The organism is Xanthomonas sp. NCPPB 3761, assembly GCF_041475705.2.
GTDB classification, from domain to species: domain Bacteria; phylum Pseudomonadota; class Gammaproteobacteria; order Xanthomonadales; family Xanthomonadaceae; genus Xanthomonas; species Xanthomonas phaseoli.
Genome location: NZ_CM191262.1, coordinates 342,805 through 369,217, shown reverse-complemented (window position 1 = coordinate 369,217; position 26,413 = coordinate 342,805). Strand labels below are relative to the sequence as shown.

General features: G+C 65.8%; 21 protein-coding genes and 1 pseudogene. 9 read left to right on the top strand and 13 right to left on the bottom strand.

Annotated elements, in window-relative coordinates:
* Positions 1–101: 101 nt before the first annotated feature.
* Positions 102–689, bottom strand: coding sequence for an FMN reductase (gene msuE, locus ACCQ00_RS01620; RefSeq protein ID WP_039575154.1), 588 nt, complete (start codon positions 687–689; stop codon positions 102–104).
* 183 nt (positions 690–872) lie between these two features.
* Here msuE and ACCQ00_RS01615 point away from each other — a divergent pair, with 183 nt between their 5' ends.
* From ACCQ00_RS01615 to ACCQ00_RS01600, 4 genes are all read left to right on the top strand, one after another.
* Positions 873–1,787 (top strand): LysR family transcriptional regulator, encoded by a 915-nt coding sequence (locus ACCQ00_RS01615; RefSeq protein WP_017157615.1) that lies wholly within the window; start codon positions 873–875, stop codon positions 1,785–1,787.
* Entirely contained in the window at positions 1,787–2,455 is a 669-nt protein-coding gene (locus ACCQ00_RS01610) for an epoxyqueuosine reductase QueH (RefSeq protein WP_039575157.1), read from the top strand. The genes ACCQ00_RS01615 and ACCQ00_RS01610 overlap by 1 nt, the downstream gene beginning before the upstream one ends.
* Before the next feature lie 105 nt (positions 2,456–2,560).
* Entirely contained in the window at positions 2,561–3,460 is a 900-nt protein-coding gene (locus ACCQ00_RS01605) for a methylenetetrahydrofolate reductase (protein WP_039575159.1), read from the top strand.
* Between the two features lie 418 nt (positions 3,461–3,878).
* Positions 3,879–5,837 (top strand): choice-of-anchor X domain-containing protein, encoded by a 1,959-nt coding sequence (locus ACCQ00_RS01600; protein WP_039575161.1) that lies wholly within the window; start codon positions 3,879–3,881, stop codon positions 5,835–5,837.
* 61 nt (positions 5,838–5,898) lie between these two features.
* On the opposite strand, the gene ACCQ00_RS01595 is transcribed toward ACCQ00_RS01600, so the two are convergent.
* From ACCQ00_RS01595 to ACCQ00_RS01585, 3 genes are read right to left on the bottom strand one after another with little or no spacing between them, the layout of a single operon-like run.
* Entirely contained in the window at positions 5,899–7,356 is a 1,458-nt protein-coding gene (locus tag ACCQ00_RS01595) for an efflux transporter outer membrane subunit (protein ID WP_039575163.1), read from the bottom strand.
* Positions 7,356–10,505 (bottom strand): efflux RND transporter permease subunit, encoded by a 3,150-nt coding sequence (locus ACCQ00_RS01590; protein ID WP_039583961.1) that lies wholly within the window; start codon positions 10,503–10,505, stop codon positions 7,356–7,358. Before ACCQ00_RS01590 ends, ACCQ00_RS01595 begins: the two co-directional genes overlap by 1 nt.
* Before the next feature lie 9 nt (positions 10,506–10,514).
* Positions 10,515–11,738 (bottom strand): efflux RND transporter periplasmic adaptor subunit, encoded by a 1,224-nt coding sequence (locus tag ACCQ00_RS01585; protein WP_039575167.1) that lies wholly within the window; start codon positions 11,736–11,738, stop codon positions 10,515–10,517.
* Between the two features lie 160 nt (positions 11,739–11,898).
* Here ACCQ00_RS01585 and baeS point away from each other — a divergent pair, with 160 nt between their 5' ends.
* Positions 11,899–13,278 (top strand): sensor histidine kinase efflux regulator BaeS, encoded by a 1,380-nt coding sequence (gene baeS / locus ACCQ00_RS01580; RefSeq protein ID WP_039575169.1) that lies wholly within the window; start codon positions 11,899–11,901, stop codon positions 13,276–13,278.
* The gene (locus tag ACCQ00_RS01575; protein WP_017157623.1) at positions 13,275–13,958 is read left to right on the top strand and encodes a response regulator; all 684 of its coding nucleotides are present in this window, start codon (positions 13,275–13,277) and stop codon (positions 13,956–13,958) included. Before baeS ends, ACCQ00_RS01575 begins: the two co-directional genes overlap by 4 nt.
* Before the next feature lie 207 nt (positions 13,959–14,165).
* Here the strand turns inward: ACCQ00_RS01575 and purU are convergent, their stop codons facing one another.
* The 6 genes from purU to ACCQ00_RS01545 form a co-directional block, all read right to left on the bottom strand.
* A complete protein-coding gene (gene purU / locus ACCQ00_RS01570) occupies positions 14,166–15,044 on the bottom strand; it encodes a formyltetrahydrofolate deformylase (protein WP_017157624.1) in 879 nt (292 codons plus the stop codon).
* Positions 15,045–15,255: 211 nt separating this feature from the next.
* On the bottom strand, positions 15,256–15,648 hold the full coding sequence (locus tag ACCQ00_RS01565; RefSeq protein ID WP_017157625.1) for an XVIPCD domain-containing protein: 393 nt from the start codon (positions 15,646–15,648) through the stop codon (positions 15,256–15,258).
* Between the two features lie 214 nt (positions 15,649–15,862).
* Entirely contained in the window at positions 15,863–16,741 is an 879-nt protein-coding gene (locus tag ACCQ00_RS01560; protein WP_039574159.1) for an NAD(P)-dependent oxidoreductase, read from the bottom strand.
* Positions 16,742–16,776: 35 nt separating this feature from the next.
* Entirely contained in the window at positions 16,777–17,874 is a 1,098-nt protein-coding gene (locus ACCQ00_RS01555) for an NADH:flavin oxidoreductase/NADH oxidase (RefSeq protein ID WP_080948991.1), read from the bottom strand.
* An 80-nt stretch (positions 17,875–17,954) separates the two neighbouring features.
* Positions 17,955–18,836 (bottom strand): NAD-dependent protein deacetylase, encoded by an 882-nt coding sequence (locus tag ACCQ00_RS01550; RefSeq protein WP_039574152.1) that lies wholly within the window; start codon positions 18,834–18,836, stop codon positions 17,955–17,957.
* A 261-nt stretch (positions 18,837–19,097) separates the two neighbouring features.
* Positions 19,098–20,033, bottom strand: a complete 936-nt coding sequence (locus ACCQ00_RS01545) for an alpha/beta fold hydrolase (RefSeq protein WP_039574150.1) — start codon at positions 20,031–20,033, stop codon at positions 19,098–19,100.
* Between the two features lie 89 nt (positions 20,034–20,122).
* Between ACCQ00_RS01545 and ACCQ00_RS01540 the strand changes: the two genes are divergently transcribed.
* Entirely contained in the window at positions 20,123–20,551 is a 429-nt protein-coding gene (locus ACCQ00_RS01540; protein WP_039574148.1) for a MerR family transcriptional regulator, read from the top strand.
* Positions 20,552–20,568: 17 nt separating this feature from the next.
* Here ACCQ00_RS01540 and ACCQ00_RS01535 read toward each other — a convergent pair whose 3' ends face one another.
* A complete protein-coding gene (locus tag ACCQ00_RS01535) occupies positions 20,569–21,849 on the bottom strand; it encodes an MFS transporter (RefSeq protein ID WP_039574170.1) in 1,281 nt (426 codons plus the stop codon).
* Positions 21,850–21,945: 96 nt separating this feature from the next.
* On the opposite strand from ACCQ00_RS01535, the gene ACCQ00_RS01530 reads away from it, so the two are divergent.
* Positions 21,946–22,833: a LysR family transcriptional regulator gene (locus tag ACCQ00_RS01530; RefSeq protein ID WP_017157632.1), complete on the top strand. Its 888-nt coding sequence runs from the start codon at positions 21,946–21,948 to the stop codon at positions 22,831–22,833.
* A 319-nt stretch (positions 22,834–23,152) separates the two neighbouring features.
* Here ACCQ00_RS01530 and ACCQ00_RS01525 read toward each other — a convergent pair whose 3' ends face one another.
* Positions 23,153–23,998, bottom strand: a complete 846-nt coding sequence (locus tag ACCQ00_RS01525; protein ID WP_039574145.1) for a hypothetical protein — start codon at positions 23,996–23,998, stop codon at positions 23,153–23,155.
* Between the two features lie 325 nt (positions 23,999–24,323).
* Here ACCQ00_RS01525 and ACCQ00_RS01520 point away from each other — a divergent pair.
* Positions 24,324–24,991: pseudogene (locus ACCQ00_RS01520) on the top strand (VOC family protein).
* 142 nt (positions 24,992–25,133) lie between these two features.
* Here the strand turns inward: ACCQ00_RS01520 and ACCQ00_RS01515 are convergent.
* Positions 25,134–25,946, bottom strand: coding sequence for a TatD family hydrolase (locus ACCQ00_RS01515; protein ID WP_039583800.1), 813 nt, complete (start codon positions 25,944–25,946; stop codon positions 25,134–25,136).
* Positions 25,947–26,413: the final 467 nt, after the last annotated feature.

The following is a 26,413-nucleotide window of genomic DNA, read 5'->3' as shown; positions in this document are numbered from 1 at the left end:
TGCGCTGCGTAACGGCGAATGCCGGCGGCATGCAGGCCGGGAATTGGAGCAGTGCGCGCTCGCCTGCTGCTCCGGTTTCCTGGCGATCGCGAGCTGGGCCCTCAGGCTGCAGCCACGCCCTGCGCGGCGATGGACCGCGCATGCCGGGTCAGCTCGATCAAAGGCAATGCCCGCTGTACCGCCAGCCTGGCCCGCTCGGCCAGCGCCTCGTTGTGCACGCGGTAGTCGAGAAAGTCGCGGTCGGTGGCGTAGACGCCCAGCGGCAGGGTGCGTGCCTGGAAGAAGCTGAAGAGCGGGCGGAGCTGATGGTCGATCACCAACGCATGGCGGTCGCTGCCCCCGGTTGCGGCGAGCAGCACGGGCGTGTCGATCAACGCGTCTTGATCGATGAAATCAAAGAAATGCTTGAACAGCCCGGTGAAGGAGCCGCGGTAGACCGGGGTTGCCACCACCAGGATGTCGGCCTGCTCCACCAGGCGCAGCGCCTGCTCCACCGCGCCAGGCACCTGGGTCCGCCAGAGCGCGCCAGCGAAGTGCGGTGCCAACGCTCCAATTTCGACCAGATGGCGCTCGCACGGCACCTGATCGGCGATCAACGCCAGCAGGTGTTCTGCCAGGGCGACAGCCTTGGAGGGGCGTTGCATCCCGCCGGAGACCGCAACGACGCGGAGTGGGTGTTTGACAGTCATGCTGGGAAACCTTGACGGTGGGGATGTCGTGCAGCGCGCCGGAAGATGGCGGTCCGACCCATGGGCCGGGCATTGGTCTGAACCGTCGAGCGGCAGCGACTGAACAACGAACCCGATGCTAGGGCTCGCATTCGATGAAGTAAAATGGTGTTATTTCAACAATCCATGAATTCGGATCATTGAATGCTTGAGCGCATCCATCTCACCATCGTCCAGCAGGTCGAGCAGCAAGGCTCGCTGACAGCCGCTGCCGGCGTGCTGAATCTGACCCAGTCGGCGCTGAGCCACAGCATGAAGAAGCTGGAACAGCAGTTGGGCACCGACATCTGGTTGCGCGAGGGCCGCAGCCTCCGCCTGACTCAGGCCGGCCAGTACCTGCTGGCGGTGGCCAACCGGGTGCTACCACAGCTGGATCTGGCCGAAGAGCGGCTGGGGCAGTTTGCGCAGGGCGAGCGCGGTGCGCTGCGCATCGGCATGGAATGCCATCCTTGCTACCAGTGGCTGCTCAAGTTGGTGGCGCCGTATCTGGCCACCTGGCCGGATGTGGATGTGGACGTGAAGCAGAAGTTCCAGTTCGGCGGCATCGGCGCCTTGTTCGGCTACGAGATCGATCTGCTGGTCACACCCGACCCGCTGTTCAAGCCAGGGCTCAGGTTCGAGCCGGTGTTCGACTATGAGCAGGTGCTGGTGGTGGCCAAGCGCCATGCGCTGGCGTCGGCGGCCTACGTCAAGCCACAGCAGCTCACGCGCGAAGTGCTGATCAGCTACCCGGTGGATCTTGAGCGCCTGGATATCTACAGCCAGTTCCTGTTGCCGGCCGGCGTTACCCCGCGGCGCCACAAGGCCATCGAAACCACCGACATCATGATGCAGATGGTGGCCAGCGGCCGCGGCGTGGCTGCCATGCCGCGCTGGCTGGTGGAGGAATATGCGGCCAGGATGGACGTGGTGCCGGTGCGGCTGGGTGCGCGCGGCATCCCCAAGCAGATCTACCTGGGCGCACGCGAGGCGGACATCGGCATCGATTACCTGCGCGCGTTTATCGAACTGGCGCGTGCGCCGGCCAATGCCACTGCCTCCACGCAAGGACCCCACTGATGGATTCCACTGCCCAGCGCATGCCACTGCCACTGCCTGATGGCCACGCCAAGGTCTTGCTGCATTCGTGCTGCGCGCCCTGCTCTGGCGAGGTCATGGAAGCGATGCTGGCCTCGGGCATCGACTACACCATCTTTTTCTACAACCCCAACATTCATCCGCGCAAGGAATACGAGTTGCGCAAGGACGAGAACGTGCGTTTTGCCGAACAGTTCGGCGTGCCCTTCATCGATGCCGACTACGATCGGGACAACTGGTTCGAGCGGGCACGCGGGATGGAAAACGCGCCTGAGCGCGGCGTGCGCTGCACCATGTGCTTCGACATGCGCTTTGAACGCACGGCGCTGTATGCCCACGAGCACGGCTTTCCGGTAATCACCAGTTCGCTGGGCATCTCGCGCTGGAAAAACATGCAGCAGATTAACGACTGCGGCGTCCGCGCTGCGGCCAGGTATCCCGGCCTGATGTATTGGGAGTACAACTGGCGCAAGGGCGGCGGCGGCGCCTCGCGCATGATTCAGATCAGCAAGCGCGAACACTTTTATCAACAGGAATACTGCGGTTGCGTCTATTCCCTGCGCGACACCAATCGGCATCGTGTGGAGAGCGGCCGCAAGCGCATTCAACTCGGCGTGAAGTTCTACGGCGATGACGCGCCGGAAGACTGAGCCTTTCGCCAGTGCCACGCAACCACACGTGGATTCCGCGCTGCTTCCCGCCGATCGGTGCGTGTGACGACGCCACCCAATCATCATGACAAGACCGCAAGACCCGTGATTTCTACCGACACGCCACACCTGGCGAGCACCGTTACCGACGCCTATTCGCTGGAGGTCAGCGTCAAGGACATCGGCGCGTTGACCAACGCAGCGCCGCGCATCGTGCCTGGCTGCGCCATGTTCATTCCCTACTTGCCAGGCCAGAACGAGGCTGCGCGGCTGGCCGCAGCACGGACGGTGCGCGGCCTGGGTTTCGAACCGGTACCGCATCTTTCCGCGCGTCGCATCGGCTCGCCTGAGGAACTGCAGGCATCCGTCGCGCGCCTGGTCGATGAGGCCGGCGTCACCCGCTGCCTGGTGATTGCGGGCGATCCCGCTACTGCGAAGGGCCCGTTTCCCGACAGCGTGTCGCTGATCGAGACCGGTGTGTTTGAACGCGCAGGCATCCGCAGCGTCGGCGTAGCGGGTCATCCGGAGGGACATCCGATCATGCGCACGACAGAACAATGGGACGTACTGGAACGCAAGTGTCGCAGCATCCAGGAGCGCGGCATGGCGCCCCTGATCGTGACGCAGTTCGGGTTCGATGCCGACCTCGTGGTGACATGGCTGGAAGCGCTGCGCGCGCGTGGCATGAGCCATCCGGTGCGGGTGGGCGTGCCTGGCCCGGCCAGCGTCGCTGTCCTCGCACGCTATGCGGCACGCTGCGGCGTCGGCGCCTGCGCGTCGGTGCTCTCGAACCATGGCATCTCCATTGGCAAGTTGTTCGGGAACGCGGGGCCAGATCGCTTTGTCGATCGCCTCGTCAGCCGCCTGACGCAAGCGCATGGAGATGTCCGCCTGCACCTGTTTCCGTTCGGCGGCATCGCCCAGTCGGTGGAATGGGTTGCGCAATATCGCTCTCGCAATGCCTCGCAGCGTCTGGTTGGCTCCGAGCCTGCGGATCAGGCGTAAAACCAAATCTGTCTGTGTGTTCGTGAACGCGGGCTCGAGGCGGTCACACCGTTGCTGGTCGGGCCATGAGTCCGCCGCGAGGTCGGCCAGGATGAGATCAGCCGAATGCGCTGCATCCCCGGTTGGCCAATGCAATCTGGCCTCTACGGCGGCAGTGCGCGAGATTGAAGCAGAATTCTGTCTGCAAGCGCTGCGTGCTTTTGCCTGCACCAAGGCTGCACCCGCCATTCCGATCACCCTGTTTGCTCGTTGATTCCTGGCCAGCTGCGCGCAGCGCCGCGAGTGTTGCAGCGCACAGCAGACCTGTCACAAGAGCGCGGTATAACCATCGACGAATCGCGGCGAGGGGGCGCTGCATCCGATGTCGTTGCCATGCGCGATGGCATCGCTTCTGCAATGCTCACGGAGAGATCTTGTCATGCCGAAGCCGTCGCTATTGTCGCTGTTGTGCTCCCTCTCACTGCTCTGTGCGCCGCTTGCGGCGGCCGAGTTGCAGCCCAAACAATTGGCTGGTCCACCGGAAGAGTTCGCGCAAATGCGTGCCCCAGATCCGGCCGAGTCGGCGATCTTGTCCAAGAGTGCATTGCTGCCGGTGGAACTGGCACCGGCCGGTCAATCCGCACGCTGGCAAGGCAACTTGCCCGTTGAAAACGGGCGCCTGCGCTTCATGGTGCTGTCAGGCGATCAGGTCTGGGATGCTGCGGTGGCTGCACCTGAGCTTGCCGGCGCGCGCACCGCCGCGGTGGCGACGCCGCTGCAAGCGCAGCGCACGCTGCTGGGCAGCGCCGAGCATGGCACCAGCGGCATGCGCTACGCTGTGGAGTCGGCGCGCAACGGCGCCTGGTCATTGACGCTGCAGTCGTCCTCGCCGGTGGCGCAGCGGGGCTACGTGCTGATGGAAGGCGATGCGCGCACGCAGCTTGCTTCGTACCTGCGCACGCGTCAGCAGCAGGTTGGCCGGTCGCTCACGCTCAATGCGCTGCTGGGCGGCAACGATGTACGCGGCGCCACGCTGCTGACGGCACAAGCCGGAACGATCGACCAGGCGAGCCTGCGTGTGATCGATCCGCAAGGCGGTGTGCGCAGCGTGCCGATGGCCGACGACGGCAAGCACGACGATGGCGCCGCTGGCGATGGCGTGTACGGCGGCACGTTCCAACCGACCAGCGAGGGCACCTGGATTGCGCAGGTCATCGTGCATGGGCATGACCAGGCTGGCCAGCCGTTCGTGCGGACCAGCGAGCATGTGGTACCGGTGGTGGATACGTCGTTGCGTCTGCTCGGCAATGCACTGGGCGCACGCGCTGCAGAGGGCACGCGGCTGACGATTGCGCTGCCGGTCGCGGCGCGTGGCAACGTGCCGTCGCATTACCGCGTGTTCGGCCAGATATGGGGCACCGATGCCAAGGGCAGGGATGTGCCAGTGGCGTGGATCGGCGGCATGCTGACGCCGCAGCAAGGCCAGTTGCCACTGAGTCTGGACGAACGCTGGATTGCGCGTGCCGGTGCGCGGGCACCGTTTACGCTGCGCAACCTACGCATCGAAGACCCGGACCATTACATTCCGCTGGTGCAGGCCGGCACGCTGCCGCTACAAGTACCTGCGTTGCGCCGTGCCAGTATCGCCCGCGCCAGCGCGGCGATCGACGAGAGCATGCGCATGGGCCCGCGCCCCACTGCGCTGGCTTCTGCGATGGCGACGGCACAGCCCCAGGCCGCCACGTCGCAACTGGTGCTGGTGCACGGCTATTGCTCCAACGGTGTGTGGCCGCAGGCGCAATTCACCAATGCATCGACGTTCCTGGATGCCAAGCAGAACCGCAGCAACGACCAGTTCGCGCAGCGCATCGCGCAGTTCGCCAGCCAATGGTCGTCGTTCTCCACGGTCGCGCACAGCCAGGGCGGCATGGCCGCGTTGCACCTGTATACCTACTACTGGAGCGGGCTGGATAACGCCAGCGGTGGGCGAGTGATGCAATCGGTGGGCACGCCGTATCAAGGCACCAATCTGTCCGGCGTGCTGGCCGCGGTGGGTTCGTGGTTCGGCGTGGGCTGCGGCACCAATAGCGACATGACCTACGACGGCGCCAAGGCGTGGCTGGCCGGCATTCCGGCCGACGCGCGCGCCAAGGTCAACTACTACACCACCTCGTTCGCCAAGACCAACTGGTACACCAACGACTACTGCAACGCTGCCTCGGATCTGGTCTTGAACGATCCGGAAGACGGCACGGTGGAGCAGGTCAATGCGCAGCTGCCGGGGGGCGTGAATCGCGGCCACACCACCGGCCAATGCCACACCACCGGCATGCGCGACCCGGCGCAGTATCTGGATGCCAACCGCAATGCAGTGATGAATGCGAATGCGGCCCGGTAAGACCGGTTGATCTGCGGTGCGATGGCCGGTGCGTGCGCCGGGCATCGCGTTGCATCCGGCGCTAGCGTTGCGGGGCCGGGGCTTGGGTTGATACCACGACCGATTGCGCATCGGCGCCACCGCCGAGCACCTTGTACAGGGTCACCCGATTGCTCGCCTCGGTCAGCCGCAGGCTGATCAGTGTCTGTTGTGCGCTGTAGAGCGTGCGCTGCGCATCCAGCGCCACCAGGTAACTGTCCACGCCACTGCGATAGCGCGCATCCGACAGGCGGAAGCTGCGTTGTGCGGCGGCCACCATCGCCTGTTGCGCATGCATGCGTTCTTCGAGCTGGGTGCGTTCGGCGAGCGCATCGGCCACTTCACTGAAGGCGGTCTGGATCGCCAATTCGTACTGCGCAATGGTGATGTCCTTTTGCAAGGTGGCTACATCCAGTTCGGCCTTCAACGCACCGGCGCGGAAGATCGGCAAGCTCACGCTGGGCGAGAACGACCACGTATGGTCGCCATCGAACAGGCTGGACAACGCATCGCTGCCGCGCCCGGCATTGGCGGTCAACGAAATGGTGGGGAAGAAGGCCGCACGTGCCGCGCCGATATCTGCATTGGCGGCCTTGAGCGTGTGCTCGGCCGACAGCACGTCCGGGCGCTGCAACAACACCCGTGATTCCAGCTGGGCCGGCAACGGCGCCAGTGCCACGCCCGTCTCGATCGCATCGCTGGCAGGTAGCAATGCAGCCGGCACCGAGGTGCCCACTACCAGATTCAAGGCATTGCGCGACTGCGCCAGCTGGGTGGTGTAGTTGGCCACATCAGCGCGCGCGCTTTCCACGCTGGTCTGGATCTGCGCCAGATCCAGGCCGGACACGATGCCATTGTCGTGCTGCAGCTCGGTCAGATGCAGCGTCTGGCGCTGGCTGTCCAGGGTCTGTTGCGCGAGGGCCAGACGCTGTTGGTCGGCGGCAACGGTCAACCAGTCGTTGGCCACTTCAGCGACCAGACTCAGACGCGTGCTGCGCTGGGTTTGCTCACTGGCAAGATAGTTTTCCAGGGCCTGGTTCTTGAGGCTGCGGATGCGGCCGAACAGATCCAGCTCCCAGCTGCTGATGCCGACCTGACCGCTGGCGCTGCGGATGATCTGCGGCGCGCCGGTGAAACTGGTCGCTGCAGCGGCGCGCTGCGCGGTGTGCGAGACCGTGGCATCGACGGAAGGAAACAGGTCTGCACGTTGGATGCGGTACTGCGCGCGTGCCTGCTCGATATTGAGCACCGCCACGCGCAGGTCGCGGTTGTTGTCCAACGCCAGCGCGACCACCTGCTGCAGACGCGCATCGGTCACCACCTGTCGCCAATCCAGGGCGGCCACATTCGGCATGCCGGTGCCTGCGTTGCCGGTGCTGCCGGTGTCGCCGATCACGCTGGGCACCGGCGCATCCGGGCGCGCGTACTGCGGCGCCATGCTGACGCAACCACTCAAGGCGATGGCGCAGGCCACTGCCACACTTGCAACGCGGTAACGCATCACGGGGCCACCTCTAACGTCTCGGCGGCTGTCGCGCGATCAGACGCCCTACCAGGAAACACACTGCGCACCACCACGTAGAACAACGGCACGAAGAAGATGCCCAGCAGCGTCGAGACCAGCGTGCCGCCGAACACACCGGTGCCCAGCGAATGGCGTCCGCCGGAACCGGCGCCGCTGCTGACCACCATCGGCAGCACGCCGAGCAGGAACGCCAGCGAGGTCATCACGATCGGGCGCAAGCGCATGCGCGCGGCATGCAGGGTCGCTTCGATCAGCGGCTGGCCTTTCTCTTCCAGTTCCTTGGCGAACTCCACGATCAGGATGCCGTTCTTGGCCGCCAGGCCCATCGTCGCCAGCAGGCCGACCTGGAAATAGATGTCGTTGGAGAGCCCGCGCAGCCACGTTGCCAGCAGTGCGCCGACGATGCCCACCGGCACCGCCAGCATCACCGAGATCGGGATCGACCAGCTTTCGTAGAGAGCGGCCAGGCACAGGAACACGAACACCAGCGACACTGCGTACAGCATCCAGGTCTGCGCGCCGGCGGCCTGCTCCTGGTAGGACATGCCCGACCAGGCGTAACCCACGTCCTTGCCGATCTTGCCCACCAAGCCGGCGACGCCGTTCATCGCTTCGCCGGAACTGATGCCACTGGCGGCGCTGCCGGTGATCTCCATCGACTCCACGCCATTGAAGCGGCTCAGCACCTGCGGCGCATACGCCCACGCGCTGCTGGAGAACGCCGAAAACGGCACCATCTCCGAACTGCTGTTGCGCACGTACCAGCGGCCGATGTCGGCAGGCAGCATGCGCGCGCTCGCCTCGCCCTGCACGTAGACGCGCTTGACCCGGTTGTTGTTGAGGAAATCGTTGACATAGCTGCCGCCCATCACCGTGGCCAGCGTGGCGTTGATGTCCGAAGCACTCAGACCCAGCGCGCCGGCCTTGGCGTCGTCGATCTGCACGCGGTAAGTGGGCGCATCTTCCAGCCCGTTGAAGCGCACGGCAGTCAGGTCCTTGTCGGCGTTGGCCAGCTGCAGCAGGTGCTGGCGCGCGGTGACCAGCGCGTCGTGGCCCTTGCCGGCCACGTCCTGCAACTGCAAGGTGAAACCGGAACTGGTCCCCAGGCCGTTGATTGCCGGCGGCGACAGCGCGAATACCTGCGCATCCGGCAGCGTGCCCATCATCGCGCCGGTAATGCGGTTGGCGATCTCCTGCGCAGGCGCGTCGCGCTGCGCCCAATCCTTGAGCTTGATGAAACCCATGCCCGAGTTCTGGCTGCTGCCGGCAAGGCTGAAGCCGGAGATGGTCATCATCCCCGCCACTTCCGGTTGCTTGAGGATGAAGCTGGTGGCCTGATCGATCGACTGCTGCGTGCGCTGCTGGGTGGCGCCGGCCGGCGTGGTGAACATCACCATCAACATGCCCTGGTCTTCGTCGGGCAGGAACGAACTGGGCAGGCGCCAGAACAACACCGCCATCACCACCAGCAGCATCAGATAGACCAGCCCGCCGAGTTTGCGATGGCCGATCAACTTGCCCACGCCGCGGCCATAACCATCGGCGCTGCGGTCGAAGCGGGCATTGAACCAAGCGAAGAAGCGCCCGAGCACGCCCTTGCGCGACACCTGTCCACCGTGCGCGACCGGCGTGAGCAGGCTGGCGCACAATGCCGGGCTCAGGGTCAACGCCACCAGCAGCGACAACAGCATCGCTGCGGCGATGGTCACCGAGAACTGGCGGTAGATTTCGCCAGTGGCGCCGCCGAAAAACGCCATCGGCAGGAACACCGCGGTCAGCACCAGGGCGATGCCGACCAGTGCGCCGGAGATCTGCCCCATCGAGGTGTGGGTGGCCTGCCGCGGCGACATGCCGTCCTCGCTCATCAGGCGCTCGACGTTCTCCACCACCACGATGGCGTCATCGACCAGCAAACCGATCGCCAGCACCATCGCGAACATGGTCAGCGTGTTGATGGAATAGCCGAGCAACGCCAGCACGCCGAAGGTGCCCAGCAGCACCACCGGCACCGCGATCACCGGGACCAGGGTGGCGCGCCAGTTCTGCAGGAACAGGTACATCACCAACACCACCAGCACGATTGCCTCGAGCAGGGTCTTGACCACTTCCTCGATGGAAATGCGCACGAACGGCGTGGTGTCGTAGGCGATCTCGTACTTCAGCCCGGCGGGGAAATACGGCTTGAGTTGTTCCAGCTTGGCTTCCACCGCCTTGGCCGCATCCAGTGCGTTGGCGCCGGTCGCCAGTTCAAGGCCCATGCCCGAGGCCGACTTGCCGTTGTACTTGGAACTGGAGGCATACGACTTGGACCCCAGCTCCACCCGCGCCACGTCGCGCAGATACACGGTGGCGCCGCCGGGCTGCGACTTCAGCACGATCGCCTCGAATTGCGCCGGGGTCTTGAGCTTGCTGCGCGAGGTGACCGTGGCGTTGAGCTGCTGGCCCTGCACCGCCGGCAACGCGCCCAACGCGCCGGAGGAGACGTCGGCGTTCTGCGCCGCAATCGCGGTGCTCACGTCCGCGGGCATCAGCGCGTAGGTGCGCAGTTTCTCCGGATCCAGCCACACCCGCATCGAATACTCGGAGCCGAACACGTTGACTCCGCCGACACCGTTGATGCGGCTGATCGGATCCTGCAGCGTGGACACCATGTAGTCGCCGATGTCGGTGCTGTCCATGCTGCCGTCTTCGGAGGTGAAGGCCAGCACCATGAACATGCTGCTGCCCATGGACTTGGTGACGGTCACGCCATTGCTCTGCACCGCCTCCGGCAGCATCGCCTCGCCCTGCGACACCTTGTTCTGCACCTGCACCTGGGCGGTGTCCGGGTCGGTGCCGGAGTCGAAGGTCAGGGTGATGGAGGCGGTGCCGGCGGAACTGCTGCTGGAGGACATGTACAGCAGATGGTCCAACCCGGTCATCTGCTGCTCGAGGATCTGCGTGACCGAGTTCTGCACGGTCTGCGCCGAGGCGCCGGTGTAGGTGGCGCTGACATTGATCGTCGGCGGGGCGATGTTGGGATATTGCTCCAGCGGCAACGACAGGATCGAGAGCGCGCCGGCCAGGGTGATCACGATGGCGATGACCCAGGCGAAGATGGGACGGTCGATGAAGAAACGGGCCATGGCGGTTCCTCAGTCGGCCTTGGGCGCCGCCGCGGCGTCGCCTTGCGGGGATGGCGAGGCGTTGGCGGTCGTGCCGGCCGCAGCGGCCTGGCTCGCTTCCACGGCCTTGACCTCGGCGCCGACCGACACTTTCTGCAGGCCCTGCACGATGACCTTGTCGCCAGCCTTCAATCCCTGGCGCACCACCCACTTGTCGCCGATCGCATCGCCGGTGGTCAGCACCCGCTGCGCGACCTTGTGGTCGCTGCCGACCACCATGGCCAACGCCTCGCCCTTGCTGTTGCGGCTGATCGCCTGCTGCGGCACCAGGATGGCCTGTTCGTCCACGGCCATCGACAGCTTCGCGGTGACATACATGCCCGGCAGCAGCACGCGCTCGGGATTGGGCACCACCGCGCGCAGCTTCACCGTGCCGGTGGCGGTATCCACCGCGGCATCCACCACCTCCAACGTGCCGGTGTGCGCATAGGTGCTGCCGTCCTCCAGTTGCAGCGTCACCTCGGCCTTGCCATCCACCGCCTTGAGCTGGCCGGCATCGAGCTGGCGGCGCAACTGCAGCAGCTGTGCGCTGGACTGGGTGAGGTCTACATAGATCGGGTCGAGCTGGTTGATGGTGGCCAGCACCTCGCTCTGGCCGGCGCTGACCAGCGCGCCCGGCGTGTAGCTGGAGGTGCCGATGCGGCCGGACACCGGCGCGGTGATGCGGGTGTAGTCGAGATTGATGCGCGCGGTCTGCAGCGACGCCTTGGCCGCGACCACCGCCGCCTCGTTCGAGCGCAGCGTGGCCAACGCATCGTCGCCATCCTGCTTGCTGACCGCATCCAGCCCGACCAGGGTCTGGTAGCGCTGCGCCTTGGGCCTGGCCGACAACACCGCCGCCTCGGCCTGCGCCAGATCGCCCTTGGCGGTGTCGTATGCGGCCTGGTAGCTGGCCGGATCGATCTCGTACAGCACCTGCCCGGCCTGGACGTCCTGGCCTTCGGTGAACAGCCGCCTGCGCAGAATGCCGCCGACCTGCGGGCGCACGTCCGCGGTGACGTAGGCCACGGTGCGGCCGGACAAGGTCTGGTCCACGGCCAGCCGCTGCACCTTCAGCGTCTGCACGCCGACCTGCGTCTGCGGCATCTGCGGCGGCTGCCTGGAGGAACACGCGGCCATGAGCGTGGCCACGGCCGCAAGCAGCAGCCAGCGCAGGGACGCAGTGCGAAAACGATGGGCGGCGACGGGCAGCATGCGGCGAACTCACGGTTTATCCGAAGGTGGCCACGCTACGGCGCGAATGTGCAGCAAATTTGGAGATTGCCGGCAGCGGCGTCGATTCGCTTGATTTCCCCTGGCCCGACCCGGCTAATACGCAGCAGCTGCGGTTACCGCGCTTCGCATCACCTCTTCGATGAAACTGGGTATCACCGCCAAGCTGTTTCTCGCCATCCTCGCCGCGTGCGTGGCCGTACTGCTGATCAACGGCATCGCGGTGCAGGCCTTCGTCAAACGCCAATTCCTGGACTACCTCAACGAACAGGGCGTGGAGCGCATGCAGGAGACCTTGCCGCGGGTCAGGGCCGAATACGCGCGGCACGGCAGCTGGGAGTTCGTGCGCGACAACCCCGATGCCTGGTTCGTGCTGATGCGCCCGGAGCGTGGCCCCGGCCCGCCGCGCGAGGCACCGCCGATTTCCGACCAGACCGGTGCGGTGTTTCGCTTCGCACTGCTCGACCAGGACTATAGGCCGGTGATCGGCAATCCGGAGGTCGGCCGCCACGACATCCTGCGCCCGGTGGTGGTTGGTGGCCGCACTGTCGGCTGGATGGCGATGCTGCCGTTCCAGAAGGCGCTGGCGGCGGCGGACGCGCGCTTCTACGCCGCGCAGCAACGCGCGTGGTGGGCGATCGGCGGCGCCTGCCTGCTGGTCGCCGCACTGCTCGGCTGGCTGTTGTCGCGCACCTTGCTGCGGCGCCTGCGTGGCCTGACCCAAGCCACCCACCTGCTGGCTGCGGGCGACTACGCCACCCGCATCGACGCCGCCGCGCGCGACGAACTGGGTCAGCTGGCGCGCGATTTCAACCTGCTGGCGCAAGCGCTGGAGCACAACGAACGCGCGCGGCGCGACTTCATGGCCGACATCTCCCACGAGCTGCGCACACCGCTGGCGGTCCTGCGCGCGGAACTGGAAGCGCTGCAGGACGGCATCCGGCCGATGACACCCAACTCGCTGGGGTCGCTGCACCAGCAGGTCGGCCAGCTGGGCAAGCTGATCGAAGACCTGTACGACGTGTCGCTGACCGATGTCGGTGCGCTGGCGTATCGGCGCGCTCCTCTCGATCTGGCGGTCATCCTGGCAACCGTGCTGGACGGCTTGCGCGCGCGCTTCGCCGCCGCGCAGCTGCAGCTGCAGGCGCAGATCGATGCCGGCCCGCTGCAGGTGGACGGCGACGAGCGCCGTCTGCAGCAACTGCTGGGCAACCTGCTGGAAAACACGCTGCGCTACACCGACGCCGGCGGCACGGTGCAGGTGCGCTGCGTGCGCCGCGGCGCGATGCTGGAGCTGGTGGTCGAAGACAGCGCGCCAGGCGTGGATGCAGACAAGCGCGCGCGTTTGTTCGAACGCTTCTACCGCACCGAGGCCTCGCGCAATCGTGCCAGCGGCGGCAGCGGCCTGGGGCTGGCGATCTGCCGCAACATTGCCGAGGCCCACGGCGGCTCGATCCACGCCGAGGCGTCCGCACTGGGCGGGCTGCGCATGGTGCTGCGCTTGCCGGCGCTGGCCGCATGAGCAGCGCGTCCCCGCTCGGGCATGTGCTGATCGTCGAGGACGAACCGCGCCTGGCCGCGGTGTTGGGCGAGTACCTGCATGCGGCCGGCTATTCGCACGACTGGATCGCCGATGGCGCGCAAGCGCTGGGCGCATTCCGCGCGCAGCAGCCGGACCTGGTGCTGCTGGACCTGATGCTGCCCAACCGCGGCGGCCTGGACATCTGCCGCGACCTGCGCAAGGAAAGCGCGGTGCCGGTGATCATGGTCACTGCGCGCGTGGAGGAAATCGACCGCCTGCTGGGCCTGGAGATCGGCGCGGACGACTACATCTGCAAGCCCTTCAGTCCGCGCGAAGTGGTGGCGCGCGTCCAGGCCGTGTTGCGCCGTCATCGTCACGACCCGCACGGCGCACCGGCACCGGGCCTGCAGATCGACGAAGACGCCTGTCGCGCCAGCGTGCATGGCCGCGTCCTGGACCTGACCCAGGTCGAATTCCGCCTGCTGCGCACCCTCGCCGCCGCCCCGGGGCGGGTGTACTCGCGCGAGCAACTGATGGGCCGGCTCTACGCCGACCACCGCATCGTCACCGACCGCACAGTCGACAGCCACGTCAAGAATCTGCGCCGCAAGCTCGCCGACGCCGGCGGCGAGGACTGGGTCCGCTCGGTCTATGGGGCGGGGTATCGGTTTGAGCCGTGATTGGGGAATGGGGAATGGGGAATGGGGAGCGGGGCGTTGTTAATGTCTTTTCTACTTCGCGTTTGAAGCTTGTGGTTCACATCGGCTTGCGAAACGGAACCGTCCGGGGCAAGCCCCTGGCCTTTGATTTTGCGATTCCCGATTCCCCATTCCCCAATCCCCAATCCCCAATCCCCAATCCCCAATCCCCAATCCCGACTCCCCGCATCATCGAAACACCACCGTGCGATGTCCATTGAGCACGATGCGGTGTTCGACGTGGCGGCGTACTGCGCGCGCCAGCACCAGTGACTCGGTGTCGCTGCCCAGGCGGATCAGGTCGCGTGGGGTCATGGCGTGGTCCACGCGCGCGACGTCCTGTTCGATGATCGGGCCTTCGTCCAGATCTTCGGTGACGTAGTGCGCGGTGGCGCCGATGATCTTGACCCCGCGTGCGTGCGCCTGGTGATACGGCTGCGCGCCCTTGAAGCTGGGCAGAAAACTGTGATGGATGTTGATCGCGCGCCCGGCCAGTGCCCGGCACAGCTGCGGCGACAGGATCTGCATGTAGCGCGCCAGCACCACCAGATCGATCTGCAGATCATCGACCAGGGCGAGCAGCTGCGCTTCCTGCGCGGCGCGCGTGTCGGCGCCCACCGGAAGATGGTGGAAGGCGATGCCGTAGGAGGCTGCCAACGGCGCGAAGTCGGTGTGGTTGGAAACCACCGCAGCGATGTCCACCGGCAATTGCCGGCTGTGCATGCGGAACAGCAGGTCGTTGAGGCAATGCCCCTGCTTGCTCACCAGCACCAGCAGGCGCGCGCGGCGGCGTGCGTCGTGCAGTTGCCATGTCATCTGGAATTCGTCGGCCAGCACGGCAAAGCGCTGCTCCAACGCGGCAATGTCGGTCTTTGCCGGTTTGTGGAAATGCACGCGCAGAAAGAATCGCCCGCTTTCGTCGTCGCCGAATTGCTGCGCGTCGAGGATGTTGCAGGCCAGGTCGAACAGCAGCCCGGTCACGCGATAGACGATACCGGTACGGTCGGGACAGGACAGGGTGAGGATGTAGTCGGAGCGCATCGGCGCATGATAGCCAATGCACGACATCACCGACGCAGTGCTTGCGTCGGTAACTTTTGCAGTGCGAACAGGTTCAGGAAACGGTGTGCCGTCCAGCCGATGTTCAACGCTGACCGTGGTCGCGTTGCGCTCGTGCTGCACGATGACGTGCGGCCAAAATGACGTGCAGCGCGGCAGTAAAGCGCATCACGCGCCGATGGCCGGTGACGCGGCACCGCCACGCAGGTCGCAACGCCTCTCAGCGCGGCGGCAAACGCAGCATCAGCCGCCGATTGATCTCGTCCAGCTGCGCAAGCGATGCGTCCACCGATGTTTCCATGGCTTCCTGCGTTGTGATATGTGCACGCAGATGCGCGGGATCGGACAGCTCGCCACGCACCAGGAACACGTTCTCGCCGACCTCGCCCAGATGGCGGCTGAGCACCACGTAGTCCACCTGATCGAAGCCATGCTGCTTGGCCAGCGGCAGCAGGCGCGCGGCCATGCGCTCGCTCGCCTGGTCCACCGGCTTGCCCAACTCGGCGTCCAGCACGCTGACCGCTTCGCGGATCTGTGCGAACAGGTAGTGGTCCGGGTGCTCGGGATGGTCGGGGCCCACCGGGCCCTGGTTGATGACCGGTGCGTCGGTCATCGTGTGCCACCGGCGCACGCCAGTGCGCGCGGCGCGCGCTCGGTCGAACCGAGCGTGATATGCAGGTGTCGCATCGCATCCTCCCTGGAGCGGCGGCTGTAACGAGCCGGCATTTTAGAAGGTCTGCTGCATGTTGAGGTGAGCAAGCGGTGGGCCGCCGTGGCGCGAAGCGAAGCGCCCTGCGCAGGGCTCAATCCACGTTGCGCAAGGGTGATCAGGCCACCTGCCCTGCCCGCCGCGCCGAGACTTCCGCCAGGACCGCCCAGTCTGCATTGCCGTCGCCATGCGCAATGGCCTCGTCCAGCCCTGCGCGCAGCAGCTCGCCCAACGGCATCGGCACCTGCTTGTCGGCGCCGGCCTGGATGGCCAGGTCCACATCCTTGCGCCCCAGCGTGGCGGTGAAACCCGCCGGCAGGTATTGGCGCTGCATGATCAGCCGGCCATAGCCCTGGTAGGCGGGCGCGGCGAACAAGGTGCTGGTGAGCATGCCCAGAAATTGCGTGGCATCCACGCCATGACCGCGTGCCAGCGCACTGGCTTCGGCCATGGCGCCGATGGCGCTGGCCAGGCAGAAGTTGGCCGCCAGCTTCACTGCATTGGCCTGCTCCGGTGCGCAACCTATGTACCAGGTCTTCTGCCCCAGCGCGTCGAACATCGGCTGCACGCGAGCCACGGCCGCTTCATCGCCGGCGGCCAGGATATTGAGCTTGCCGGCTTCGGCCACGTCCACACGCCCGAGCACCGGCGCGGCCACATAGGCCACACCGCGTTCGGCATGCAGCGCGGTCAATTCATGTGCCAGCGCCACCGAGATGGTGGCCATGTTGACGTGCACGCTGCCTGCCGGCAACGCATCCAGTACGCCACGCTCCAGCAAGGTCTGGCGCACTGCGTTGTCGTCGGCCAGCATCGAAAACAGCAGCGGGCCGTGCGCGGCATCGTGCGGTTGCTCCACCACCGTGGCGCCAGCCTCGCGCAGCGGCTGGGCGCGTTCGGGCGCACGGTTCCAGACGCTCAACGCGAACCCGCCACGCAGCAGGTTGTGCGCCATCGGCAGGCCCATCGTGCCCAAGCCCAGAAATCCTATCGGCATGCGGTGTCCTTGTTCGGTATGACGTCAGGTGCAAATCAGGTGGCGAACACGCCCCGCGCATCGCGCGGTTCGCAACGCAGGTATTGCGGTGCCGGCGTGACCGAGGCGCCCAGTGCCGCAGCGGCATGCCACGGCCAGCGTGGGTCGTACAGGATGCCACGCGCCAGCGCGATCGCGTCGGCCTGGCCTTCCTGCAAGATCGCCTCGGCCTGCGCCGGCTCGGTGATCAAGCCTACGCCAATCACCGGCGTGTTCACCTGCGCGCGAATCTCCTGCGCGAACGGAATCTGATAGCCCGCCTGCAGCGGAATCTGCTGGCGTGGATCCAGCCCGCCGCTGGAGACATGGATGTAGTGCGCGCCGCGTGCATCCAGCGCCTGCGACAAGGCGATGCTCTGCTGCACATCCCAACCGCCTTCGACCCAATCGGTGGCCGAGATACGCACGCCAACGGCGATTTTTTCCGACACTGCCGCACGCACCGCATCGAAGATGCGCAGCGTCAGCCGCATGCGATTTTCCAGCGACCCGCCATACGCATCGCTGCGCTGATTGCTCAACGGCGACAGGAATTGATGCATCAGATAACCGTGTGCGGCGTGCAGTTCGATCAGCTCCAGGCCCAGCCGTTCGGCACGTTTTGCCGATGCGACAAAGGCATCCACCACCGCATCGATCCCCGCCTCGTCCAGTGCCTGCGGCGCTGGCTGCCCCGCGCGGAACGGCAGCGCCGATGCAGACACGGTCTGCCAGCCATATGCATGATCGGGTGCGATGGCCTCGCCGCCTTTCCACGGCAGATCGGTCGACGCCTTGCGGCCGGCGTGCGCCAGCTGGATGCCGATCGGCATCGGCGACCAGCGTCGTACCGATTGCAGTACCTCGGCCAGGGCCTGCTCGGTCGCGTCGTCGTACAAACCAAGATCGGCGTAACTGATGCGCCCCTCCGGCACCACGGCCGCCGCTTCGAGAATCAGCAAGCCAGCGCCGGATTGCGACAAGGTGCCCAGGTGGATGCGGTGCCAGTCGCTGGCGCAGCCGTCCTGTGCCGAGTACTGGCACATCGGCGCGATGACGATGCGGTTGGCGAGCGCGAGCGGACCGAAGGAGATGGGAGAGAACAACTGGCTCAAGGCGGCATCCACAGCTGACATGGGGTGCTTATTGCACTGCGCCGCGCGCGCCGGCACAACCGCTGCGATGGATCACTGCGTCATGCAGAGCGCGCACTGGCGTCATTGACGCTGCGCCCACGCGGCAGGTCCGGCGGCGCGTGCAGGAAGGCCAGCGCCTGCGCGCACGACTGCTCCACCTTCAGCGTGAGCAGCGCGTCGGCGCGCGTGCGCCCGAAGTTGAGCGCGGCGATCGGCAAGCCATTGCGCGCGGCGGTCTGCACGAAACGAAACCCCGAATACACCATCAACGACGAGCCCACCACCAGCACGGCGTCGGCAGCGTGCAGATGCGCAAAGGCGCGCTCCACCCGCTCGCGCGGCACGTTCTCGCCGAAGAACACCACATCCGGCTTGAGCACGCCACCGCACGCCGGGCACGGCGGCACCACGAAATGCTCGAAGGCCACATCGTCCAGATCGGCATCGCCGTCGGGTGCTTGCGCGGCCTCAAGCGCTGCCCAGCCGGGATTGGCCTGCTCGAGCAACAGTTGAAATTCGGTGCGTGGCATGCGGCGCTCGCAGCCCATGCAGCGCACCACATCGAGCCGGCCGTGCAGATCGATCACCGCCTGGCTGCCGGCGGCCTGGTGCAGGCGGTCCACGTTCTGGGTGAGCAGCACTTCCAACTGGCCGCGCGCTTCCAGCGCAGCCAGCGCGTGATGGGTGGCATTGGGTTGCGCCAGACCGAAGCGCGGCCAGCCGACCAGGCTGCGCGCCCAATAGCGCTGCCGCGTGGACAGCTCGCCCATGAACGCCTGGAATGTCACCGGCTGTGGACGCTTCCAGCCGCCTTGCAGATCCCGGTAATCGGGAATGCCCGAATCGGTGCTGCAGCCGGCACCGGTCAGCACGAACAGGCGCTGATGGCGCTCGATAAAGTCCTGTAGCGCTTGGTCGTCGTGGGCAGGGACAGCGGTCATGTGGTCGTTCCGGAAAGCCATGGGAGCACGTCGCGCCAGCGCCACGTGCCAGGCCCGCTGCGGCGCCGTGTCGGCCGCCAGACCGGCGTGCTTGGTCGCACATAGCTGTGCACATCACACCGTCGTCGACGAGTGAAGAGACAGACCGAATACGCGCAACGCGCCGCCCTGGATGCAGCACGCAGACGGTACGGCATCCCGTTGTGGCTGCGCAGTTGGTGCGATCCGTCCGCGCGGTCGGCCACGCCGTGGCAGCCGAGCTCAAGGCGCGGCGCGCCTGTGTTCGACAAAGCGCAGCAGATCCCGATTGAAGCGCGCGCTGTCCTCCAGGAACGGCGCGTGCCCGGCATCCGGATACAGCACGGTCTGCGCGCGCGGCTGCAACTGGCGCGCACGCGCCAAGGTCGGCTCGGTGGCGACCAGGGCATCGCGCACGCCGTACATCAGCAGGACCGGCAGGCGCGTGCGCTGCAGGCCGGCGACATCGATCGACATGCCCTGCACGGCACGCTGCATGTCCCACGAGGCCAGCGATGCGTTGGCCAGCAAGCTCTCGAACACCGGCACCGGCGGTTGGGTGGCGAAGCACAGCCGCAGGAAATCCTGCACCGCCTGCAGATGCGTGCGCAGGTCGGGCGAAACCAGATCGCGATAGACCGCCGGATGCGTGCCCAGCTGCTCGGCGCGCAGTTCGATCACACCGTCGACGTACACCACGCCGGCAAGCCCGGTATCGCCATATCGGCTCAGGTAGTTGCTGATCACCGCGCCGCCCAGGGACCAGCCCACCAGGATCGCCTCGCGCGCATCGGTGGCCTTCAACACGGCAGCCAGGTCGTCGGCCCAGCGCATGCCCTCTTGATACGCCGACGCGGCGGCCGGCTTGCCGGACTGCCCGTGGCCGCGCAGGTCGTAGGTGATCAACCGGTAGCCCTGCAGCTGCGGGTCGGCCAGCTGTGCATCCCAATTGATGCGACTACCGAGCAGGCCGTGCACGAAGACGATGGCCGGGCCGTCGGTGGCGCCGTGCTCCTGCACCGACAGGCGCACGCCATCGGGCGCGGTCACGGTATAGCTGCGTGCGTCGGCAACGACGCCCGGGCTGGCTGTGGCCAACATCGAGCACACCGACAACACACAGGCCATTAGGCAGCGCAGCGGCAGCATGCGGCTGCCAGGCAAGAGGCGAACAGACATCGGGGAGAGCTCCAGGCAATGGGAGCGACGATCCTGCAGCCTCACATCAGTGTGAGGGTCAAGCCGTGCGTGCAGCGTATGCTTGGCGCATGGCCGCTTGTTCCGAACCCTTGCTGCGCATTGGCGCGCTGGCGCAACAGACCGGCGCCAGCGTGCGTTCGATCCGTCATTACGATGCGCACGGGTTGCTGACATCCTCGCGCAGTGCCAACGGGTACCGGGTCTTCCCTCACGCATGCATTGCACAGGTGCGCCAGATCCAGCGCTTGATCGCGACGGGTTTCAACCTGGATGAAATTCTTGGCTTCCCAGAGTGCATGCGCCTGGTGGAAGGCGCGCAGATGTGCCCGGACACCGCACACGCGCATCGCGCGCGCCTACAGCTGATCGAGCGCCAGCTGGCCGATCTTGAGCGGCAGCGTGGGCGCCTGTTGGCAACCTTGGCGCAGTCAGGCGCGGATGCAACGGCTGCCATGTCTTCAGCCGCGCAAACCACACGGCGCAAGCGGGCGCGCTAGAAGCGCTCGGTCGCGCGTCACTCGCCCCGGGCAGGATGCGGGGCGAACCGGCCATAGGGGCGTGCATCGTCGGCACGCTGGCGCAGCACGTAGGCCGACGCAAGGGCCAGCATCAACAGCGTCAGGCACAGGCCGACCAACGCGGCCCAGCCGCCGTGTTGCCAGAACCAGCCACCCAACGCGCCGATCACGCTGGAGCCGGCGTAATACGCCAGCAGATACAGCGAGGCGGCATGGCTGCGATGCGCCCCGCCGAGCCGGCTCACCCAGGCGCTGGCGGCCGAATGCGCGATGAAAAACCCGATCGTCACCACCACGATGCCGGCCACCACCAACGCCAGCACGTGCGCCAGGGTCAGCGCCATGCCGAGCACGCACAGCACGATGCCGGTGGTGACCACGGGCCCGCGCCCGAACCGGTCCGACGCCGCGCCGGCCACCGAGGAACTGACGATGCCGAACACATAGGCGCTGAAGATCATGCCGATCTGGCTCTGGCTCAGGCCGAATTCCGGCCCGCCCAGGCGAAAGCCGGCGTAGTTGTACAGGGACACAAACACACCCATCAACAGGAACGGCAGCGCGAACAAGAACGGCAGGTTGCGATCGCGCAGATGCCCGGCCCAGGCGCGCAGATGGAAGCGCAGGTTGATGCCGTGCCGGCGCACGAAGTTGCGCGACGGTGGCAGCAACCAGAAGAACGCCAGCGCGCACAGCAGATCGAACACGCTCAACACCGCCAAGGCGGTGCGCCAATCGGTGTGGTCGGTCAGCACGCTCATCACGATGCGCCCACTCATGCCGCCAAAGGCATTGCCGGCCACGTACAGGCCGGTGGCCGCCCCCATCTTGCTGGCCGGCAATTCTTCGCCCAGGTACACCATCGCCACCGCCGGCACCCCGCCCAGCGCGATGCCGGACAAGGTACGCACCACCACCAGCGCGCCCCAGTGCGGCAGGAACGCCGCAATCAGATTGAGGACTGCCGCCAAAGCGATCGACACGAACATCAATCCGCGCCGGCCCAGGTTCTCCGACACGGCGCCAGCACAAAAGATCGCCAATGCCAGCGCGCCGGTCGCCAGCGACAACGGCAGCGAGGCGGTCGCTGCGTCCACCTTGAAGGCATGCGCAAATTCCGGCAGCAGCGGCTGCACGCTGTACAGCAGTGAAAAAGTCGCAAAGCCGGCCAGAAACAGCGCCAGGCGAATACGCATCGCTGCCGGTGCGTCGGCGCCACTGCCGGAAGGCGTGGATGGATCAGGCAACAAGCCCAAGCGGGGATCGGAGGAGGACACAGCCATACACGTGCAGCGTGGGAAGGCGAGTATTCGCCCGTCCGCACCCCCTGTCCAATATATGATGGTGGCAGTTACCATATCTGGAACAGATAGATGGAGCTGCGTCACCTGCGCTATTTCCTCGCCGTTGCCGAAGAGGGCAACTTCACCCGCGCTGCTGCGCGCGTGGGCATTGGCCAACCGCCGCTCAGCCAGCAGATCCAGACCCTGGAACGCGAGCTGGGCACGCCCTTGTTTCGGCGCACTCACAGCGGCGCCGAGCTCACGCCGGCCGGCGAGGCGTTCGTGGGCGAGGTGCGCCGCGTGCTTGCCGATGTGGAACGCGCCGCCGAAACCGCCCGCCGGGTGGCGCGTGGCGAGTCCGGACGGCTACGCCTGGGCTTTACTGCTTCGGCCGCCTTCAGCCCGGTGGTACCGCGCCTGATTCGCGACTTCCGCCGCAAGTGGCCGCAGGTGGAGTTGCTGTTGGAAGAGACCAATACCGCCAGCCTGCTGGTCGGGCTGGCCGATGGCCGCCTGGATGCGGCGTTCGTGCGCTATGGGCTGAGCACGCCAGCGGATCTGCAGTTGCTGCGCTTTGCCGATGAACCGATGAAGATCGCCGTGCCCGCCGCGCATCCCCTGGCCACGCGCAACAGTGCGCCGTTGGCGGCGCTGGCTGGCGAACCCTTCATCCTGTTTCCGCGCAGTTTCGGCTCGAGCCTGTACGACGAAATCCTCGCCGCCTGCCGCGACTCCGGCGTGACCTTGCGCATCACCCAGGAGGCGCCGCAGATGTCGTCCATCATCAACCTGGTGGCCGCCGAGCTGGGCGTCTCGGTGGTGCCTGCTTCCACCGCGCAGCTGCAGCGGCCCGGCGTGCGCTATCTGGATATCGAAGGTCATATGCCGCTGGCGCGGCTGGCCCTGGCCGCCGCGCCGGGCGGATTGGAAACCACACCGTTGGTGCGGCATTTGTGGGCGCTGGCAAGGTTGCTCTAGCGCTGGCAGCACGACTCACGCTACAGCGACGTTTTTGCCTGATGCCGTTGGAACGATGTTGCCCCTAAGCACTGCTCACTGCCGACTGCATGCACCGACCGCGGAAGGCCGGCGCTCACTGCAGACATCGTCTGAGTAGGGATCGGGCATTTTCCAGACCCTCGAAGTCTGACGCGGTCTCGGGTTGTTGTTCGTGTAGTAAAACAAAGCCGGAATGTACCTCGCTCCGCTTCGGAACACCCACCGCCGTCCCATGCAGACCATCGAGACGCTGCAGGTTTGCTCTTCAAGAAATGCCACCGGTGTCGCCAGCATGTGTTCAAGAAGCGCTTACCGCCCTCCGCCTGCTTGGTGGGTAACCATCCTTGAGGACAGCCGCCAGCGCGGGTCGCATGTAGTCCTGATAGCCGGGATCTTGACTTCGAAGCATCGCTTCGAGCGCTGCAGTTACACTATCGAAGTACGCCATCGTATTCCCGCGGTAGCCGCTGTATTCGATGCCGGTACCATTGGCATCGATACCCGTCAGTTCATTCAAGATGGTTTCCAGATCGTGTATGTTCAAATCGATTTTTTTTAAGAGTTCCTGGTCATCGCCTCGAGTTGAGAGTTCGTTTTTCAGGCGTTTCAGCCGGTCCAGGAAATCGTTGGCTCTTGCAAGATGTGATTCCAATTTTTTTTGATTGCTGATTTTTTTCTCAAACTTCCGCAGGTTGCGATCAATTCGGTCAAGGCTGCCATCAATGATATCGCCACCTTCATCGCCGATACTCTCCAACGCCTGTTTGTCCCGCGAAATGATTCCCTTGAGAATATTCAGATTGGATGCTTGCCGGCCGCCGGCGCTGCTTCCCGCGCAGCGTTCCTGAAGGCGCCGCCACTGGTCATCCAGCATGATCGCGCGTTGCAGCATCGATCGGCGTTTCCCGGCCAACTCCTCCGCCTTCGACTGGAGGCGCGACTGGGCAGTGGATTGGCTTCTACTCCCGGAAGATCTGCGGGCCGGTCGCTCCAGGGATGACAGCCACATATCGGCAATCCGGCTTCCGGCGCAACTCTCGACGGCGCCGTGCTCCTGCGGCCCGGCCGTCAGGCTTCCTGCATGCGACATGGGGTTGCTGGTGGACGCTTCGGCGGTGTCATGCTCGCGCACCTCTGGCGCCATGTGTGCAGAGGGTATGCGTAGACAGTTTCCCATTTTACGTCTCCCGTGCTTTTTTAAAGCATAGGCAATGATGCGCATGCCGCGTCCACGCCGACGGAAATCCCGCTTGCGGATGCGAAGGCCTGGCCTGCCATGAAGCGACCTGTCGGGCAGCGAATGGCTGCGAATATTGGAATTGGGAGATGCCAGCAATTTCAGACAAAGTCCGCCAGGTCAGCCTGCGGGCTGGCACTCACTCACTACAGGTACGAGGCGCAGAATGAAGCGCTTGACCTCAACTGCGCTTGAGGTCGTTCAATGCCGGTTTCCCAACGACATTGCCGCCATGCATCTGCGTCATCTGGTACTGCCCTGCCTGGACCCCGACCTGACCCTGCGCTTCTACCGCGATGTGCTGCAGTTGCCCGTACATGGCAACGCGGTGCGCATCGGCTGGAGCACACTGGAGTGTGTGCAGGCGCAGCACCCGGTGGGCAGCGTGCATCTGGCCTTCAATGTGGCCCCGTCGCGCTTCCAAGCCGCTGCGCAGTGGATTGGCGCACGCGCCACCTTGCTGAGCGATCCACACGGCCGCAAGCACTTCGCCCTGGACGGCGCGTGGCAGTCGCACTCGGTGTACTTCGCCGGGCCGGATGGCGCAGTGCTGGAGTTGATCGCGCGCAATGCCTTGCAGGATGCAGCAGCCGGTGATGGCCAGTTCGGCGGCGAAGAACTGCTGTGCCTGAGCGAAATCGGCTTGCCTAGCAACAATGTCGAGGTGGTGACGCGCAGCCTGGCGCATCACTTCGGCCTGCAACCCTTCGCCCCGCCGCTGGAGGGCTTTGCAGCCTTGGGCGAGACCACGGCCTGTTGATCGTGGTCGACCAGCGCCGGCGGTGGTTTCCGCAACAACGGCAACTGCCCTGGGCCGACGGCCTGCGCATCAGTGTGGACGCGCCAGAACCCGGCCTGCGCCTGCGCGATGCGCAAGGGTGGGAATTGCTGGCGGCGTAACTGCCGCGCGGCCCGATCCAGGTAGATCCATGCGCAACAGCACTACGTTCACCACCGATAGGTACGGCCGGCCCGGCGCGGCATGCGGCGCGCGTACGCTGCGGTACCGGCGCGCCGTTGCGGCCACGAGTGCGACATGGTGTCAGCCGCTCGTGGCGCTGGCAGGCTCCGGCAAGCGGAAGAACGCACGTGCCGCGGCCGTGCTGTTGGCGGCGGTCACCGCGACATCCTCGCCACGATCGCGCGCCAGCTCTTGGACAATATGCGACAGGAACATCGGCTCGTTGCGACGATCCTTGGGCATCGGCTTGAGCGTGCGCGGCAGCAGGTACGGCGCATCGGTTTCGATCATCAACCGGTTGGCCGGAATAGTGCGCACCAGCTCGCGCAGATGCGCACCGCGACGCTCATCGCAGAGCCAGCCGGTGATGCCGATGTAGTAGTCGCGGTCCAGATACGCAAACAGCTCTTCGCGCGTGCCGGTGAAGCAGTGCACCACCGCCGCACCCAGGCGGCCTTCGAAGCTGCGCATGATGGCGATGAAATCCTCATGCGCGTCGCGCTGGTGCAAAAACAGCGGCTTGCCGTTGTCGGCGGCCAGCTGCAACTGGCGTTCGAAGGCCTTGTGCTGCGCAGGGCGTGGCGCAAAGTCGCGAAAGTAATCCAGCCCACACTCGCCCACTGCCACCACCTGCGGATGCGCCTGCAGGGCGCGCATTTCCGCTTCGCATTCGGCGGTGAATTCCACCGCGTGGTGCGGATGGACGCCGGCGGTGGCGTAGAGGAATCCGGGGTGTTGCTGCGCCAGTTGCAGGGCCAGCGGCGAATGCTCGCGGCTGGCGCCGGTAATCACTAGCTGCGCCACGCCGGCATCGCGTGCGCGTTGCAGCACCGCATCGCGATCGCGATCGAACGAGTCGTGGGTGAGGTTGGCGCCGATATCGATCAATTGCATGCTGCGGGTATCGTGTGGGGTGAGCCGCGTAAGTGTAACGAGCGAGAGGTTAGCTCCGCTGCCCCTCGCTTCTCCCGCTGGCGGGAGAGGTGGCGTGCAGCGCCCGCGCAGGGAAGCGTGCCGGTGGGGCTTGAACGCCCGGGCGCAGCATGGCCAGGCCCAGGTCGGCAGCTCGTTGATTGTGCAGACCAACTGCCCCCATCCGCCCTTCGGGCACCTTCCCCCGCAGGCGGGAGAAGGGAGGCTTAGCGCTGCATGAGGGTGGGGCGTCGGTGGGGCTTGAACGCCCGGGCGCAGGAAAGCCGCACCTATTGAATCAGCTAGCTGATTGTGCCGACCGACTGCCCCCATCCGCCCTTCGGGCACCTTCCCCCGCAGGCGGGGGAAGGCAGGCGGTGTTGACGATCTCCCTTCCCGCAGGCGGGGGAAGGCGGGATTGACGATCTCCCTTCTCCCGCTGGCGGGAG